The sequence below is a fragment of the Chryseobacterium sp. JV558 genome (assembly GCF_033712365.1).
Classification (GTDB): Bacteria; Bacteroidota; Bacteroidia; order Flavobacteriales; family Weeksellaceae; genus Chryseobacterium.
On record NZ_WJHU01000011.1, the window covers coordinates 55,989 to 70,974 of the forward strand.

Sequence of the window (14,986 nt, forward strand, 5' to 3'; positions counted from 1 at the left end):
TATTTATTTGTTTTTATTTCTTAGTTCTAAAGCCTGCTTTAAAGTATAGGGTTCATATTTGAAGTCTGGCCCATATATTCTTTTGACATTTTCTTCAAAAGTAGAATCGAAACCTGCTTCTTTTCTTCTTTTATTAACATTTTGAAGATCTTTTACAGGCCAAATAAAATTGACAAAGATTTGTTTTCCGTCCTTATCTTTGGTCATTTCACCTTTTCCCTGTGTACCGTAGATCTGCTCTCTATTTTCATTCATCAGATATCGGTCTTCCATCATGGCAACCAAGGTAAACGGAATTTCCTTCTTTTCCCCGGCTTCCTTAATGAGAGGCAAATATTTTCCTATTTTGACTGAATGCTGAATTACGTACCACGCAGCATGGTTTGTAGGTTCTCCCACAAGTGTTTTTCCTGGATAGCCATGTTGAGCAATAATACGTTCGATTGTCTTCATATTCAAACTATCATGTTCTGCCACCATTTCCCATCCTCTCTTCTCAAATTCTTTTTGATCAATATTTAAATCTTTCAGGATCTCATTTCGTTTCTCAGGTGTTGTATCAGAAGTATAAAGCATTCTGAAGCCCTGATCCTCCTTCATGATTTCATCCAGCTCTTTTTTCAAAGCTTCATTTACTTTCTGCTGGGCATTCATCAGAAAAGCTGAAATCCCGAAAAGCAGTAGAAATATCTTTCTCATTTTGTTTAATCTGGTGTATGGTTTTAGTTTTTTACAAGTCGGTTACTTTTTTTCCGATTTTATAGACTGTTCCTACAAATTTTGCAATCAGCTCCTGATTTTGATTGGTAATCTGAATGTCATAAACCGCAGTTTTTCTGGTATCATTCACCAAAATACTTTCGGCTCTGAAAACATCGCCTTCTTTCCCAGCTTTGGTAAAATTGATGATACAGTTCAATGCTACTGCAGCATCACCTGTATTGTTGGAAGAAAATGCCAGCGCTGAGTCTGCAAAAGCAAAGGTAACTCCACCGTGAACTGTTTTAAGCCCATTAATCATATCTTTCTTGATAGGCATTTCTATTAAACAGTAATTTTCTTTTACTTCAATCATTTTGATATTCATCCACTGGGAAAAATAATCCTGATTGAACATATAATCTGCTACTTGTCTTGGATTCATTTCTATTATATGTTTGTTATTTCTTCATACAGCTCATCAGATAACCTGTCGTACACACTCATTGTTTTACCCAGAATGATTTGTTCGTATGAAAGATTTTCTGAGTCTGATGAATTTTCAGAAGGGAAGGATGCATTTAAATCAATTCCGTTTTCATTGGCTAATCTTTTGATCAGCTCTTTATATTTTTCATTAAACTTTCCTAGCAGCTCGAGTCTTTCCCCAGCATTGACAGAGGAAGCTTCCTGAGTTAAGTATTGTTTCTCAATTAAAAGTCTGGTTTCCAGCTCGGCTCTGAATTCATCTATATTCATGAAGTTTTTTTGATATAATAATCTACTTGAGAGATGCTTCGACTTTGCTCAGCATGACAATTCACTAGCAGATTTAACTATTTTTATAGTTTTCTCAGTAAAGGGCTTTGTCTGTATCTTTCTTCCTGATACTCTTCATAAAGATTTTGTAAGGTTTCGGAGATTTTTGCGTATCCGATTTCTTTACCCCAGCTTAATAATCCTTTTGGATAATTTACTCCTTTCTGCATAGCAAGTTCAATATCTTCGTCATTCGCAACGCCCAATCTTTTGGCTTCAACCGCTTCATTGATCAACATTGAAATGATTCTTAAAAAGATCTGCTGATACAAAGCATCGTCTTTTTGAGCAACAGGTTTTTCTGCTCCTTCACTGTAATCGTAGAAACCTTTTCCTGTTTTTCTTCCGTGAAGTTTTGCTTCAGACATTCTTTGCTGTAATAGAGACGGTTTGTATTTCGGGTCATAGAAATAATCTTTGTAAACCGTTGTTGTTACTGCAAAATTCACGTCAACTCCAATGAGATCCATCAGTTCGAAAGGTCCCATTTTGAAGTTCCCAAGGGTTTTCATTGCATCATCCACCTGTTCCGGTGTAGCAATGTTTTCTTCAACAATCCTCAGCCCTTCCCCATAGTAAGGTCTGGCAATTCTGTTGACGATAAATCCAGGGATATCTTTAGCAATAACAGGCATTTTCCCCCATTTTTTCATGAGGTTGTATATTTTTTCTGCTAAAGTTTTTTCTGTTAATAAGGATGGAATAACTTCCACTAAAGGCATCAGTGGAGCCGGATTGAAAAAGTGAATTCCGATGAAACGCTCCGGTTTCTTTAGTTCTGCACCCAGAGAGGTGATAGAAATAGATGAGGTATTGGAACTGATGATACAGTTTTCTGAAACATACGTTTCAAGTTCTGTAAACACTTTGGTTTTAATGTCTTTGTTTTCAATAATCGCTTCGATCACCAGATCAGAATCTTTTAAATCCTGTAATGCTTCACCTTTCACGATATTGTTTGTAATCTCTGCTGCTTTTTCCTGAGAGATTTTACCCTTCTCAGTCAGCTTTTGAAGAGTCTTTTCTAAACCTGAAAGCGCTTTATCAATTTGCGGAGCATTAGCGTCGAATAAAACGACTTTGCATCCTGCTGTTGCAGCTACCTGAGCAATTCCTACGCCCATGGTTCCCGCCCCAATAATTCCAATATTCATTTTTATTTGTACAATGTATTAATGTAAAATGTATTCATGTAAATCGTTTTAAAAAATCATTAATACATTTTACATGAATACATTAATACGAAATTTATTTTCCTTTATAATTAGGTTTTCTTTTCTGTAAAAAGGCATTTACTCCTTCAAAGAAGTCCTCTGTTCCTGCAGCTTCCTGCTGAAGATCTCCTTCCAGCTCAAGCTGTTCTTTCAATGTATTGGTATAAGAACTTGCAAAAGCTTTTTTCGTAAGCTTAAGCGCTGCTGTCGGCATGTTTGCCATTCTTTCAAGAATTTCCATAGATTTTGGAACGAACTCTTCCTCAGTGAAAACCTCAGCAACAAGACCATGAGTTTTAGATTCTTCTGCAGATAATTTTTTACCTGTAAATGCTAAATAATTGGCCAATTGTCTACCTAAAAGCTTCGGTAAGAAGTAAGTTCCTCCTGTATCAGGAATCAAACCGATATTTGAAAATGCCTGAGCAAAATACGCTTTCTCGTTCGCTAAAACGAAGTCGGAGATTAAAGCCAACATCGCTCCGGCTCCTACTGCAGGACCGTTTACTAAAGCAATAACCGGTTTTTTGCAACGGGTAACTTCCAACACTAAAGGGTTATAATAATCTACCACAATTTTTCTGATGATGTCATGATCATGGTGTTCTTTGCCTGCCACAAATGCTTCATCCAGATTCTGACCTGAGCAAAACGCTCTTCCTCTTCCAGAAATGGCAACACATCTTACTGTTTCGTCCTCGCTGCATTCTTTAACAAAATCTCTAAGATCTGATAAAGCTGGCTTTGTAAGGGCATTCATTGTTTCCGGTTGATTCAGATATGCGATTTTAAGCTTCCCGTCAAAATGCGTTTCGATATCGAGTTGTGTATACATAGTTTTTATTAATTTATTATTTAACAACGCACTAATTTAACAATATAAATTCATGTAACAACCTAAGATTTTAACAATCTAACAACAGCATCGTTATGCTCTGCATATCCGTCAGTTTTATTGATAAATTGTACATTAATCTATTGTTACACTTAATGACATTTAAAATAATCAAAAGGCTCCAGGCAGTCTAAACATTGATAAGAAGCCTTACACAAGGTAGACCCAAATCTGCTGATCTGCTTGGTATGTTCAGAACCACAGCGAGGACATTTTTTCGGTTTCCCGATATGATGTTCGTCTGCTCCTTTTTCGGGAGGAGTGATTCCGTAAACACGGAGTTTTTCTCTTGCTTCATCAGTAATCCAGTCCGTTGTCCAGATCGGAAACATCTTGGTTACTACTTTTGCTTCCCATCCGTTTTCCTTCATCATTTTGATAATGTCCTCTTCAATGGTAAACATTGCAGGACAGGCAGAATAAGTAGGCGTAATCGTCACTTCACAAGTGTGTTCACCTGTAATCTGTGCATCTCTTACGATTCCCAATTCCACGATATCAATGACCGGAATTTCCGGATCGGGGATTGTTTTTAATAAATCTAAAAGCTGATTCATATTTTATTTTTTATCAGAATCAAGAATTACTTTCATTGCATTCTGATAATCCAAATTATCTGTTATTCCGTTGTGATACTGATCTTTTAATACAATCAGGCTATCATCCTTTTTAAAGTTATTTTTAAGTTTTAAAGATGCTTTATAATGAATAACCTCATCTTTATCACCATGAAAAATAACAACTGGTGACTTAACGGTTTTTAAATATTCACCAGTTTCAAAATTATATTTCAGTAAAAACTTAGGCAGAAATGAAAATTTTTGACTCATTTCATCTTCCATACTATAATACGGAGCCTGTAAAATCAATAATCTTGCGTTCTGCATTGATGCTAATTTTGCAGCTAAGCCCGTTCCTACAGAATATCCTAAAATAATAATTTTGTTCTCCGGATATCTTTTCAAAAGTTCTTTGTAAGCACTCTCAACATCCGAAAAAAGCTGCTCTTTATTCTTAATTTTATCTTCACTTTTTCCGTACCCTCTGTAATCTAATATGAAAGTATCATAGTTCATATTGGTATACAGTTCAGCTACTCCGCCCCATTCTTTTAATGACCCTGCGTTCCCATGAAGGTAAAAAATTACTCCTTTAGGGTTTTGAGCTTTAAATAAAACAGAGTTTAAATGTTTTTTATCTTGTGTCATTACCGTTATTTCTTCAAAATCACCAGTAAAATTAAATTTATAATTTTCCGGTAATTTTTCAGGATAAAAAATAATTTTCTCCTGATAGAAATAGATTCCTACACATAACATCACATATGCGATAAGAAAAAAAGCAAATATTCCAAGCAGCATTTTCCTCATGCCTTGTTACCAAGTACAACCCGGATACGCTCTCTGCATATACTGAAGTTCACAAAGAATAAATCCGAAATATTCTGTATGATATCCTGTTCTTGATTTTGGCTGCATGAAAGGATTTTCTGGATATTCCAACCCAAAATCTGCAAAATCTTTCTTTGTAATGGCAATAAATTCTTCGTAAAGAGCATCTGCATTCGGAACGATGTTCAAAGCAACAAGATCATCTTCACCTTCTGTTTTAGCAAAAAGGCCTTTTGTATATTCCCAGATATCTTCAATTGCCTTTAGCACGCGGGATTTACTTTCTTCTGTACCCTGGGCAAAAATTTTCATCCATGATGCAGTATGAGTATAATGATATCTTACTTCTTTTAATGATTTTTGAGCAATAGCCGAAAGTTCTTCGTCTGCAGAATTTGACAATGCTTCATACATCAGTTTCTGATACACGGCAAAAACGTAGACTTTCAGAATGGTCTGGGCATAGTCTTCATTTGGAAGTTCTGTCCAGTGTGCATTTACATATTCGTGTTCGTATCTTAGAAAGGCTAAATCGTCTTCACTTTTACCGTTGTCGATTACTCTTGACGCGTAAACATAAAAGTTGTTAGCTTGTCCCAGCTCATCCAACGCAATGTTCGTCAATGCAATATCTTCCTCTAAATAAGGACCTTCACCGCACCACGCAGACAAACGCTGTCCCATAATGAAACTGTCGTCTGCTAGTTTTAATAAATAATTATATAATGGGTTCATTGTTTAGTAGATTTCAGATTTCAGACACTAGATTTCAGATTGACAAAAGTCTGGCATCTGATATCTCACATCTTAAAATCTTTATTGATTACATATTTTTTACATCGTTTGGAATATCGTAGAAAGTCGGGTGACGGTATAGTTTGTCATCAGCCGGATCAAAGAAAGCTTCTTTGTCGATTCCTTCTGAGGTTACAATATATTTACTTGGAACCACCCAAACAGAAGTTCCTTCTTTTCTTCTTGTATAAACGTCTCTTGCGTTCTGCAAAGCCATTTCTGCTGTTGGTGCCTGTACAATTCCAACGTGTTTGTGAGATAATCCCGGTTTAGTTTGAATAAACACTTCCCACATATCTAAATTTGCCATAGTCAAATTTTAATTTTAAATTTTGAATTTTAATTCCTGAACCATTAAGTCCAATTAAGCTGTTAAGAATGTTAAGTTTAGCTTCGCTTTAATTTTAAAATCAAAATGATTTTCTTAATTAGCTTAATTCCTAAATAAAATCTTAATGGTTTAAATCAAATATTATAGTACTTCTTTTTGTTGTTTCTCTGCAAAAGCTATCGCGGCTTCTTTCACCCAAGAATTTTCTCTTTGAGCCTTTCTCTTCGTTTCGATACGCTTTTTATTACAAGGTCCGTTTCCTTTTAAGATTTCCATGAATTCACCCCAAGGAAGTTCTCCGAAATCATAATGTTGTCTTTCTTCATTCCACTTCAGGTCTTTATCCGGAACAGTTAATCCTAAGAATTCTGCCTGAGAAACAGTAACGTCGATAAATCTCTGACGAAGGCTGTCGTTACTTTCTCTTTTTACTCTGTAATTCATAGAGATTTTAGAGTTTGGCGAGCTGTCGTCATTGGGTCCGAACATCATCAAAGCCGGCCACCAGAAACGGTTTAACGAAGCCTGAGCCATTTCTTTCTGTTGTTTGGTACCACGGCAAAGTGCCATTAAAATCTCATACCCTTGTCTTTGGTGGAAAGATTCTTCTTTACAGATTTTCACCATTGCTCTGGAATAAGGACCGTAAGAATTCCCCATCAGCATTACCTGGTTCATAATGGCTGCACCATCTACCAACCAGCCGATTGCTCCTATATCTGCCCAGCTTAAAGTAGGATAGTTGAAAATACTTGAATATTTTGCTTTTCCTTCCAGCATATCATCGTAAGTTGCATCTCTGTCAGCTCTGATGGTTCCGTTTCCTAATGTTTCTGTTGCTGAATAAAGGTATAACCCGTGGCCTGCTTCATCCTGAACTTTAGCCAAAAGAGCCATTTTTCTTCTCAATGAAGGTGCTCTGGAAATCCAGTTCGCTTCCGGGAGCATTCCTACAATCTCGGAATGGGCATGCTGTGAAATCTGACGAACCAATAGTTTTCTGTAATCATCGGGCATTACATCTTTTGGTTCTACTTTATTTTCGTCATGTACGTATTGTACAAATTTTTCTAAGTCCATAATTTTTGAATTTGAAATTAATAATTTGAGAATTAGGTAATTTGAAAATTAATCTGCAATAGTCACATTTTCAAATTAGCACATTGACTCATTTTCAAATTGAATTAAACATCATAATTAAGCATCACCACATTTGTTGTCGGGTGACATTGACAGGTAAGAACGAAGCCTCTGGCCACTTCTTCTTCGGTAAGTGCGTAGTTTTTCTCCATGAAAACTTCTCCTTCCAAAACTTCCGCTTTACACGTACAGCAAACTCCTCCTTTACATGCAAAAGGCACAGGAAGATTGTCTTTCAATGCTTTATCTAAGATACTCTCTTTTTTAGAATTAAGGTGGAATGAATATTCATCATCATCGATAATTACCGTTACCATACTTTCGATATTAGCAATTGCCTTGAATTCATCACTCATTTCCTCCGTATTTTCTTCATCCGGAGCAGTAAAATATTCAAATAAAACCTGGATAGCAGGTACTTTTTTATCTTTCTTCAGGTAATCTGCAATTCCCTTGATCATTTCTGAAGGTCCGCAGATGAAATAAGTAGCTTCTTTTACATCAATATCTGTGTATCTTTCAAATAGCTGCTCCAGTTTTTCAGAAGAAATTCTTCCTTCAAAAACGGGATCTTCATGTTTTTCACGGCTTACCAGATAAATCACCTTTAATCGGCCATTGAAATGTTCTACCAGTTTATCAATTTCAGCTTTTCTTAAAATATGATTCATACTTCTGTTACTATAGAACAGGTAAGCATTACTGTTAGGTTCCTGGTAAAGGCTTTCTTTAATATTGGATAAAACAGGCGTAATTCCGCTTCCTGCTGCCAAACCAACGTACGTTTTTACGTTTGTAGGATGATAAGAAGTATTAAAACCACCCATCGGAGGCATTACTTCCAGAACTTCATCCATGTGAAGATGCTCATTGAAATAGCCTGATACTTTTCCACCCTCAAGCAATTTCACCAATACTTCCAACGTATTGCTTTTTTCACTTGGAGCATTGCAGATAGAGTAAGAACGTCTTTCTTCATTTCCGTTGATCATCATTCGGAAATTCAGATACTGCCCTTGTTTGAATCTGAACTTATCTTTCAGTTCTTCAGGAATTTCCACCGCTACACTTACTGCTTCGGAAGTATCTTTCTGAACTTTAACTGTTTTAAGTTTATAAAATGAATTCATTATTTTTTAAGTATTCTATTAATTTTTCCACCTTCGCACTTCGGCAGGCTGTCCTGAGCATGAACTTTCACTTTCGTGGTGATTCCTACCCGTTTTTTTATTTCGTTTTCTATGTTTTTTCCAAAGTTCCCGACAAAATTAAAATAATCATCGGTATTGGCACCTATTTTTTGCTCCTTTACCAGCTCATCATCTATTTCAACATCAATATCCAAAGCAATACACATGTGTTCTTTTTCGATAGGCGTCAGATAGTAATTTGGCACCACTCCTTCTACATAGGAGAAAGCATCTTCAATCTGGCTCGGATAGACATTTACCCCTCTTACAATCAGCATATCATCTGCTCTTCCAACAATGGGTTTCATTTTCACCATCGTTCTTTTTGCATTTTCATCATAGTAAAGGCTTGTAATATCATTGGTCCAGTAACGCAGAAGCGGCATTGCTTTTTTCGTTAATGTTGTAATCACCAATACACCGTCTTCTCCGAAAGGAACCGGCTGTTTGGTAACCGGATCTAAAATTTCAGGGTAAAAATGATCTTCCCAGATATATGACCCTCCTTTTTCTTCAAAATCTTCCATTGAAACTCCAGGACCGATAATTTCACTCAACCCATAGATATTGGTTGCATGAACACCTAATCTTTCTTCAATGTGGCCTCTGATAATTTCCGTCCATGGCTCTGAACCCAGTACAGCATATTTAAGACTGATTTGATCTGCAGAAATTCCTCTCTTGGCAAATTCATCCGCAATAGTCAACGCATAGGATGGAGAACAGCAAATCACTTCCGGTTTAAAATCTACAATCAGATCTACCTGTCTCGCCGTCATTCCTCCTGAAATAGGAAGAACACTCATTCCCAGTTTTTCTGCTCCGTAATGAAGTCCTAATCCTCCTGTAAAAATCCCATAACCATAAGCATTATGCAGCTGCATTCCCGGTTTCGCTCCTGCAGCATTTAAGGATCTTGCTACCACTTCACTGAAAAGCTCTACATCTTCTTTTGTATATCCTACCACCGTTGGTTTTCCTGTAGTTCCGCTTGAGCAATGAATACGCTGAAGTTCATATTTAGGAACGGTAAATAAACCAAATGGATAATTATCTCTTAAATCCTGTTTGTAAGTAATAGGAAGTTTCCTGATATCTTCAATCGACCTTATATCCTGTGGAGATATTTGTAATTCATCAAATTTCTTTTTATAAAATTCCGATTTCTCCCCCAAATAGTTGATCAAACTCATCAACCGGTCGGATTGAAGCTGTCTCAACTGACCCAGCTCCAGATATTCAACTGCAAAATCCATAAAACTAACTAACATTTGTTAGGTGTAAATTTAAAAAGATTTTATAAGCTGGCAAAATTTTTATGACTTTCGTCATATTTTGAACGATTCTAAATAAGAAAAGTAAATTAAAACTGGATACTATGTCATTCTGAACGAACCAAAGTGTAGTAAAGAATCTTTTATTAAATGCTCGAAAGAGACCCTTTCTTCGTCAGAAAGACAAAAACTGTTTAACTCTTCTGATTTCCCAATAGGCCAAAAAGAATCTTTTCCCTTATTTCATCAGTTATTTTATCCGTGGAATTGCTGCTTCTTTTGAACCAGAAATAAGAATTATTTAAAGTATGAAGGATAAATCTTGTCGTAAATGATGGTGATTTCAGCTCCCAATTTTCTGCATTGTAGATCTCGGAAATGAGTTGCTCAACTTCCTGCTGATAATTTTTTCTTAGCTCTACAAATTCGGGAAGTTTTTCTTCCAGATGCCGCCATTCATTAGAATAAATGTGAGTAACATCGCGGTTTTTAAGAACAACGGATAAGTGCTTATCCAGTAACAGATTCAGTTTTTCTCTTGGAGCGATATCCGTATTTTTTACTTCCTGAAGTTCATCGAAAAACTCCTGAGCAATGCCAAAACATATCCATTCCAGAATTTCTTCCTTTGAACGAATGTGTGCATACAGCGATGCTGCCTTGATATTGAGTTTCGTAGCCAGGTCTCTTACAGAACTCCCCATATACCCTTTCTCTTTGAAAAGCTCTACTGCTACGTCTAATATTTTTCTCTGTTTTTCTTTTAGTTCCATCTGGTAAAATGCAAAAGTAATTATTCTAAAATAAAAAGCTGAATTTTAACACTTCCATCAAGCAAATTCACCCATTTTCAGATTCACACAATGGAAGTTCTCTCTCATGATGTGACGATTTGTTCATGGATTTCAAATAAAATATTACGAAATCGGAAATTCTGTCCAGTTAATATTGCGTTAAAAATACAATATCCGGAAAATTTGTCCTACTTTTTTATAAATTTAATAATTGAACAGTTTTTGCGGTATAGCCTTCGATTAAATGATTAAATAATTGATAGCATTAAGAAACTGAGCCTTAAAATTTGGTTTCTTGATGTTTTTTTAAAACTAAACTTTGAACAAATCATAACCAAAAATAGATAAGATATGAACTTGAACCAATATACAGTAAAATCACAGGAAGCCATCCAGGCAGCACAGCAGATTGCTATGGAATTGGGCAACCAAAGTATCGAACCTCAACATCTTCTTGAAGGAATCTTTCAGGTAGATGAAAATATATCGCCTTTCCTGCTTAAAAAATCTGAAGCAGATGCCAATTTGGTAAGGGAGCGCAACCGTGAAAATTTAGAAAAACTTCCAAAAGTACAGGGAGGAAACATTTACCTTTCACAATCTGCCAACAAAGTATTGCTTGATGCACCCAATATCGCGAAAAAGATGGGTGATGAATATGTAACAATTGAGCATTTATGGTTATCTCTTTTGGAAACCAGCTCTGAAGCATCCAAAATGCTGAAAGATATGGGTGTAACCAAAAATCTGTTGGAAGGCGCTATAAAAGAATTAAGAAAAGGAAGTAAAGCAACTTCTGCCAGCTCAGAAGAAACCTACCAATCTTTAAATAAATATGCTAAAAACTTCAATGAATTAGCAGCAGAAGGTAAACTGGATCCCGTAATCGGGCGTGATGAAGAAATCAGAAGGGTTTTACAGATCCTTTCCAGAAGAACAAAAAACAACCCAATCCTTATCGGGGAACCAGGTGTGGGTAAAACAGCTATTGCCGAAGGAATTGCCCACAGAATTATCAATGGTGACGTCCCTGAAAACCTGATGGATAAAACGTTGTTCTCATTAGATATGGGTGCTTTGATCGCCGGAGCCAAATACAAAGGTGAATTTGAAGAGCGTCTGAAATCTGTTGTGAATGAAGTTACCAAATCTGACGGACAGATTATACTTTTCATTGACGAAATCCACACGTTAGTGGGTGCTGGTGGCGGCGAAGGAGCAATGGATGCTGCCAACATCTTAAAACCTGCTTTGGCAAGAGGTGAATTAAGAGCGATTGGAGCAACGACGCTGAATGAGTACCAAAAGTATTTTGAAAAAGACAAAGCGTTGGAAAGACGTTTCCAGAAGGTAATGGTAGAAGAACCGGATACTGAATCTGCTATTTCAATCCTTCGTGGTATTAAAGATAAATATGAAGCTCACCACAAGGTAAGAATCAAAGATGAAGCAATTATTGCTGCTGTAGAAATGTCTCAGAGATATATTTCAGACCGTTTTTTACCGGACAAAGCCATTGACCTTATTGATGAAGCTTCTGCTAAGCTAAGAATGGAAATCAATTCCAAGCCGGAAGAACTGGACGTTCTGGATAGAAAACTAATGCAGTTGGAAATTGAACTGGCAGCTATTTCGAGAGAAGGCAACCAGACCAAAATAGATCATCTGAAAGAGGATATTGCGAAAATTTCTGAGCAGAGAAATGAGATCAATGCCAAATGGCTGAAAGAAAAACAGAAAAGTGAAGATCTTACCCAGATCAAAAAAGATATTGAATCTCTGAAACACGAAGCAGAAAGAGCTTCCAGAGCCGGAGATTATGCAAAAGTAGCGGAGATCCAGTATGGAAAACTTCGTGAAAAAGAGGAAGAGCTTACCAAGATGGAGTTGGAAATGCAGAACCATCAGAATGAGCTGATCAAAGAAGAAGTTACCGCTGAAAACATCTCTGAAGTGATTGGTAAATGGACAGGGATTCCCGTAACCAAATTATTACAGTCTGAAAGAGACAAGTTATTGAATCTGGAATCTGAACTGCACCACAGAGTCGTAGGACAGGATGAAGCGATTCAGGCTGTTGCCGATGCCATCAGAAGAAACAGAGCGGGATTAAGCGATGATAAAAAACCTATCGGATCTTTCTTATTCCTGGGAACAACAGGAGTTGGTAAAACCGAGCTGGCAAAAGCATTGGCAGAGTTCTTATTTGATGACGAAAACAATATGACCAGAATTGATATGAGTGAATATCAGGAACGTCACAGTGTTTCGAGACTGGTAGGAGCCCCTCCTGGATATGTAGGATATGATGAAGGCGGACAACTGACTGAAGCGGTAAGAAGAAGACCATATTCTGTGGTACTATTGGATGAGATTGAAAAGGCTCACCCGGATGTTTTCAACACTTTACTACAGGTTTTGGATGATGGACGTCTCACTGATAATAAAGGACGCCTTGTCAACTTCAAAAACTCTATTATCATTATGACCTCGAATTTAGGTTCACACCTTATTCAGGAAAATTTTGAGAATCTTACGGAGGAAAACCAGGATGAAATTGTGGATAAAACAAAAGTAGAAGTTTTTGATCTACTGAAACAGACTCTACGTCCGGAATTCCTGAACAGGATAGATGAAATTGTACTGTTCCAGCCTTTAAGAAAAAAAGAGATTGGAAAAATCGTCCAGTTTCAATTGAGAGGATTCAATGAGATGTTATCGAAACGAAACATCATTATGACCTTCACTCAGGATGCTGTAGATTATCTGATGAATAAAGGCTATGATCCTGCTTTCGGGGCAAGACCTTTAAAAAGAGTGATCCAGCAGGAGGTATTGAACAAATTATCTAAAGAGATTCTTTCTGGAAAAGTAAATGACGGAGATAGAATCACGCTTGATTATTTTATAGAAACCGGTTTGGTTTTCAGACCTACTGAACAATAAAATAGTTTTTTTCATATACATTATTTTTGTGGATAAGTGCTGTAGAGAAATCTATGGCACTTATTTTTTTTCATTACATTTAAAAATTAATTTTTTGTTGATGTATGAAAAACTAATCGCCTTTTCATTTTTATTGATCTCGCTTCTGGTCAACGCTCAGAATAAACTAACGTCTCCATTCTCACTCACTGATTATAAGAATATGTGTAAAGAATATCTTGACACAGTAAAGGATAACCCTGATATTGTTCATGAAGGCAACTTCTATTATTCAAAAAAGAAAACTGGATAGTGTAAATACCATAAAGCATGATATCATAAGACAGGAATGGATCAAAAAAGGAGTTTCTCCATCAGCAATCACCAAGGAAGCACTTCAGAATGCAGAAAGTAACAGACAATATTATCTGCAATATGCATACTTTACCATGAACAGAAAAGGATATAGTTTTTACTATTCCGATGATCAAAAAATGATTCTTTCCGAGAATAAAGATTTAGTAATAGAATATTCATTTACAAAAGATACATACAGCGAATATCTTCATAATAAAAAAATAGCCACAGCCAATCAATACTTCAGCAGCAATGGGCAACTGAAAAGAACAGATTCTTTCATTCTTCCATTACAGGAAGGAGCTGAACAGGAGATAACAGGAATTTCAAAAGAGTATAATGTTATTGGAAAACTGTTGTTTGAAGCTGACTGGGAAAAAGAATTCAAACACAACAAAGCCCAGGTAATTGCTGCCAGTGATCAATTAATACTACAATATATCCCGAATATGATAAAAAGGAATAGTGACCGGATAAATGATATTCAGGCCAAAGAAATGACAGCGAATTATTTAAAATATGCCCAGAAAACCGCTCAAAAATTTAAAAATGATGATAAGATTCCGATGTGGATTGTAACCTATTGGGTGGTAAGCTCAGGAATAGAAATGAAAATCAATGACAAAACGCTACAACTGATTAACATCCGTGACTTTAAAATGCAAGAATAATCAACACTTTGTTATAAAAAGTATCTGAAATTCTTTCTAATAAAATTTTTCAGTTAACAATTCAATATGCTTTTTCATTATTTAGTGAAATATTATTATATTTACTACACAAATTAACTAATAACTAAAACTAAATCAGTATGAAAAAGTTAAAAAGAAGTGAATTAAAGAAAATCGATGGCGGATTCGAACCATACCCTGTTATGTGTGGTGATGACTGGAGCTGTCCTACCGGTCTTTGCTGTACTGCAGGACTTGTCTGCAGGGATTGGAAAAAATATGCCTGCATTTAAAGAAGAAGCGGAGAAATATACTTTCTCCGCTTTTTTATATTACAAATCCACGTTTGCGTGATCCTAAATTATTATACTTTACATACAATCCGTAAAAACACGGTAAAAATAATAGTATAATTCCCTATTAACGAATACATTTTCTACCATATTTTTTCCGAGATTTGCGTATTAATTGAGTTTCATCCGTAAAACGTT

At 36.1% G+C, this 14,986-nt stretch carries 17 protein-coding genes; 4 read left to right on the top strand and 13 right to left on the bottom strand.

Annotated elements, in window-relative coordinates; genetic code table 11:
- Positions 1–3: 3 nt before the first annotated feature.
- The 13 genes from GFU89_RS22325 to GFU89_RS22385 all read right to left on the bottom strand — a co-directional run bounded on the left by GFU89_RS22325 (position 4) and on the right by GFU89_RS22385 (position 10,521).
- Entirely contained in the window at positions 4–699 is a 696-nt protein-coding gene (locus tag GFU89_RS22325) for a DUF6624 domain-containing protein (RefSeq protein ID WP_318849223.1), read from the bottom strand.
- A 31-nt stretch (positions 700–730) separates the two neighbouring features.
- Positions 731–1,144 carry a PaaI family thioesterase gene (locus GFU89_RS22330; protein ID WP_236851732.1) on the bottom strand — a complete coding sequence of 138 codons (414 nt, stop codon included), beginning with the start codon at positions 1,142–1,144 and terminating at the stop codon, positions 731–733.
- Between the two features lie 5 nt (positions 1,145–1,149).
- On the bottom strand, positions 1,150–1,458 hold the full coding sequence (locus GFU89_RS22335) for a hypothetical protein (RefSeq protein ID WP_318849224.1): 309 nt from the start codon (positions 1,456–1,458) through the stop codon (positions 1,150–1,152).
- 83 nt (positions 1,459–1,541) lie between these two features.
- On the bottom strand, positions 1,542–2,672 hold the full coding sequence (locus tag GFU89_RS22340) for a 3-hydroxyacyl-CoA dehydrogenase NAD-binding domain-containing protein (RefSeq protein ID WP_318849225.1): 1,131 nt from the start codon (positions 2,670–2,672) through the stop codon (positions 1,542–1,544).
- A 94-nt stretch (positions 2,673–2,766) separates the two neighbouring features.
- Complete coding sequence (locus GFU89_RS22345) at positions 2,767–3,567, bottom strand: enoyl-CoA hydratase/isomerase family protein (RefSeq protein WP_109739263.1); 801 nt, start codon at positions 3,565–3,567, stop codon at positions 2,767–2,769.
- A 152-nt stretch (positions 3,568–3,719) separates the two neighbouring features.
- Positions 3,720–4,184 carry a 1,2-phenylacetyl-CoA epoxidase subunit PaaD gene (gene paaD, locus GFU89_RS22350; protein WP_318849226.1) on the bottom strand — a complete coding sequence of 155 codons (465 nt, stop codon included), beginning with the start codon at positions 4,182–4,184 and terminating at the stop codon, positions 3,720–3,722.
- A gap of 3 nt (positions 4,185–4,187) precedes the next feature.
- Complete coding sequence (locus tag GFU89_RS22355) at positions 4,188–4,988, bottom strand: alpha/beta hydrolase (RefSeq protein WP_318849227.1); 801 nt, start codon at positions 4,986–4,988, stop codon at positions 4,188–4,190.
- Positions 4,989–5,003: 15 nt separating this feature from the next.
- Positions 5,004–5,753, bottom strand: a complete 750-nt coding sequence (gene paaC, locus GFU89_RS22360) for a 1,2-phenylacetyl-CoA epoxidase subunit PaaC (RefSeq protein ID WP_318849228.1) — start codon at positions 5,751–5,753, stop codon at positions 5,004–5,006.
- Positions 5,754–5,841: 88 nt separating this feature from the next.
- Complete coding sequence (gene paaB / locus GFU89_RS22365; protein ID WP_034679196.1) at positions 5,842–6,123, bottom strand: 1,2-phenylacetyl-CoA epoxidase subunit PaaB; 282 nt, start codon at positions 6,121–6,123, stop codon at positions 5,842–5,844.
- Positions 6,124–6,285: 162 nt separating this feature from the next.
- The gene (gene paaA, locus GFU89_RS22370) at positions 6,286–7,224 is read right to left on the bottom strand and encodes a 1,2-phenylacetyl-CoA epoxidase subunit PaaA (RefSeq protein ID WP_318849229.1); all 939 of its coding nucleotides are present in this window, start codon (positions 7,222–7,224) and stop codon (positions 6,286–6,288) included.
- A gap of 104 nt (positions 7,225–7,328) precedes the next feature.
- Positions 7,329–8,414 carry a 2Fe-2S iron-sulfur cluster-binding protein gene (locus tag GFU89_RS22375; RefSeq protein WP_318849230.1) on the bottom strand — a complete coding sequence of 362 codons (1,086 nt, stop codon included), beginning with the start codon at positions 8,412–8,414 and terminating at the stop codon, positions 7,329–7,331.
- Positions 8,414–9,730, bottom strand: coding sequence for a phenylacetate--CoA ligase (locus GFU89_RS22380; RefSeq protein ID WP_318849231.1), 1,317 nt, complete (start codon positions 9,728–9,730; stop codon positions 8,414–8,416). Before GFU89_RS22380 ends, GFU89_RS22375 begins: the two co-directional genes overlap by 1 nt.
- Before the next feature lie 212 nt (positions 9,731–9,942).
- Positions 9,943–10,521, bottom strand: coding sequence for a TetR/AcrR family transcriptional regulator (locus GFU89_RS22385; RefSeq protein WP_318849232.1), 579 nt, complete (start codon positions 10,519–10,521; stop codon positions 9,943–9,945).
- Positions 10,522–10,893: 372 nt separating this feature from the next.
- Between GFU89_RS22385 and clpB the strand changes: the two genes are divergently transcribed.
- From clpB to GFU89_RS22405, 4 genes are all read left to right on the top strand, one after another.
- Positions 10,894–13,488 carry an ATP-dependent chaperone ClpB gene (clpB, locus tag GFU89_RS22390; protein WP_318849233.1) on the top strand — a complete coding sequence of 865 codons (2,595 nt, stop codon included), beginning with the start codon at positions 10,894–10,896 and terminating at the stop codon, positions 13,486–13,488.
- Positions 13,489–13,588: 100 nt separating this feature from the next.
- The gene (locus GFU89_RS22395; RefSeq protein ID WP_318849234.1) at positions 13,589–13,780 is read left to right on the top strand and encodes a hypothetical protein; all 192 of its coding nucleotides are present in this window, start codon (positions 13,589–13,591) and stop codon (positions 13,778–13,780) included.
- On the top strand, positions 13,740–14,495 hold the full coding sequence (locus GFU89_RS22400) for a hypothetical protein (protein WP_318849235.1): 756 nt from the start codon (positions 13,740–13,742) through the stop codon (positions 14,493–14,495). The genes GFU89_RS22395 and GFU89_RS22400 overlap by 41 nt, the downstream gene beginning before the upstream one ends.
- 140 nt (positions 14,496–14,635) lie before the next feature.
- On the top strand, positions 14,636–14,788 hold the full coding sequence (locus GFU89_RS22405) for a hypothetical protein (protein ID WP_318849236.1): 153 nt from the start codon (positions 14,636–14,638) through the stop codon (positions 14,786–14,788).
- Positions 14,789–14,986: the final 198 nt, after the last annotated feature.

Coding starts and splice junctions, on each gene's coding strand:
- GFU89_RS22340 (WP_318849225.1), bottom strand. CDS start 2,672: ATGAATATTGGAATTATTGGGGCGGGAACCATGGGCGTAGGAATTGCT.
- clpB (WP_318849233.1), top strand. CDS start 10,894: ATGAACTTGAACCAATATACAGTAAAATCACAGGAAGCCATCCAGGCA.
- GFU89_RS22400 (WP_318849235.1), top strand. CDS start 13,740: ATGAAGGCAACTTCTATTATTCAAAAAAGAAAACTGGATAGTGTAAAT.
- GFU89_RS22335 (WP_318849224.1), bottom strand. CDS start 1,458: ATGAATATAGATGAATTCAGAGCCGAGCTGGAAACCAGACTTTTAATT.
- paaC (WP_318849228.1), bottom strand. CDS start 5,753: ATGAACCCATTATATAATTATTTATTAAAACTAGCAGACGACAGTTTC.
- GFU89_RS22325 (WP_318849223.1), bottom strand. CDS start 699: ATGAGAAAGATATTTCTACTGCTTTTCGGGATTTCAGCTTTTCTGATG.
- GFU89_RS22385 (WP_318849232.1), bottom strand. CDS start 10,521: ATGGAACTAAAAGAAAAACAGAGAAAAATATTAGACGTAGCAGTAGAG.
- paaB (WP_034679196.1), bottom strand. CDS start 6,123: ATGGCAAATTTAGATATGTGGGAAGTGTTTATTCAAACTAAACCGGGA.
- paaA (WP_318849229.1), bottom strand. CDS start 7,224: ATGGACTTAGAAAAATTTGTACAATACGTACATGACGAAAATAAAGTA.
- GFU89_RS22345 (WP_109739263.1), bottom strand. CDS start 3,567: ATGTATACACAACTCGATATCGAAACGCATTTTGACGGGAAGCTTAAA.
- GFU89_RS22380 (WP_318849231.1), bottom strand. CDS start 9,730: ATGGATTTTGCAGTTGAATATCTGGAGCTGGGTCAGTTGAGACAGCTT.
- GFU89_RS22405 (WP_318849236.1), top strand. CDS start 14,636: ATGAAAAAGTTAAAAAGAAGTGAATTAAAGAAAATCGATGGCGGATTC.
- GFU89_RS22355 (WP_318849227.1), bottom strand. CDS start 4,988: ATGCTGCTTGGAATATTTGCTTTTTTTCTTATCGCATATGTGATGTTA.
- GFU89_RS22375 (WP_318849230.1), bottom strand. CDS start 8,414: ATGAATTCATTTTATAAACTTAAAACAGTTAAAGTTCAGAAAGATACT.
- GFU89_RS22330 (WP_236851732.1), bottom strand. CDS start 1,144: ATGAATCCAAGACAAGTAGCAGATTATATGTTCAATCAGGATTATTTT.
- GFU89_RS22395 (WP_318849234.1), top strand. CDS start 13,589: ATGTATGAAAAACTAATCGCCTTTTCATTTTTATTGATCTCGCTTCTG.
- paaD (WP_318849226.1), bottom strand. CDS start 4,184: ATGAATCAGCTTTTAGATTTATTAAAAACAATCCCCGATCCGGAAATT.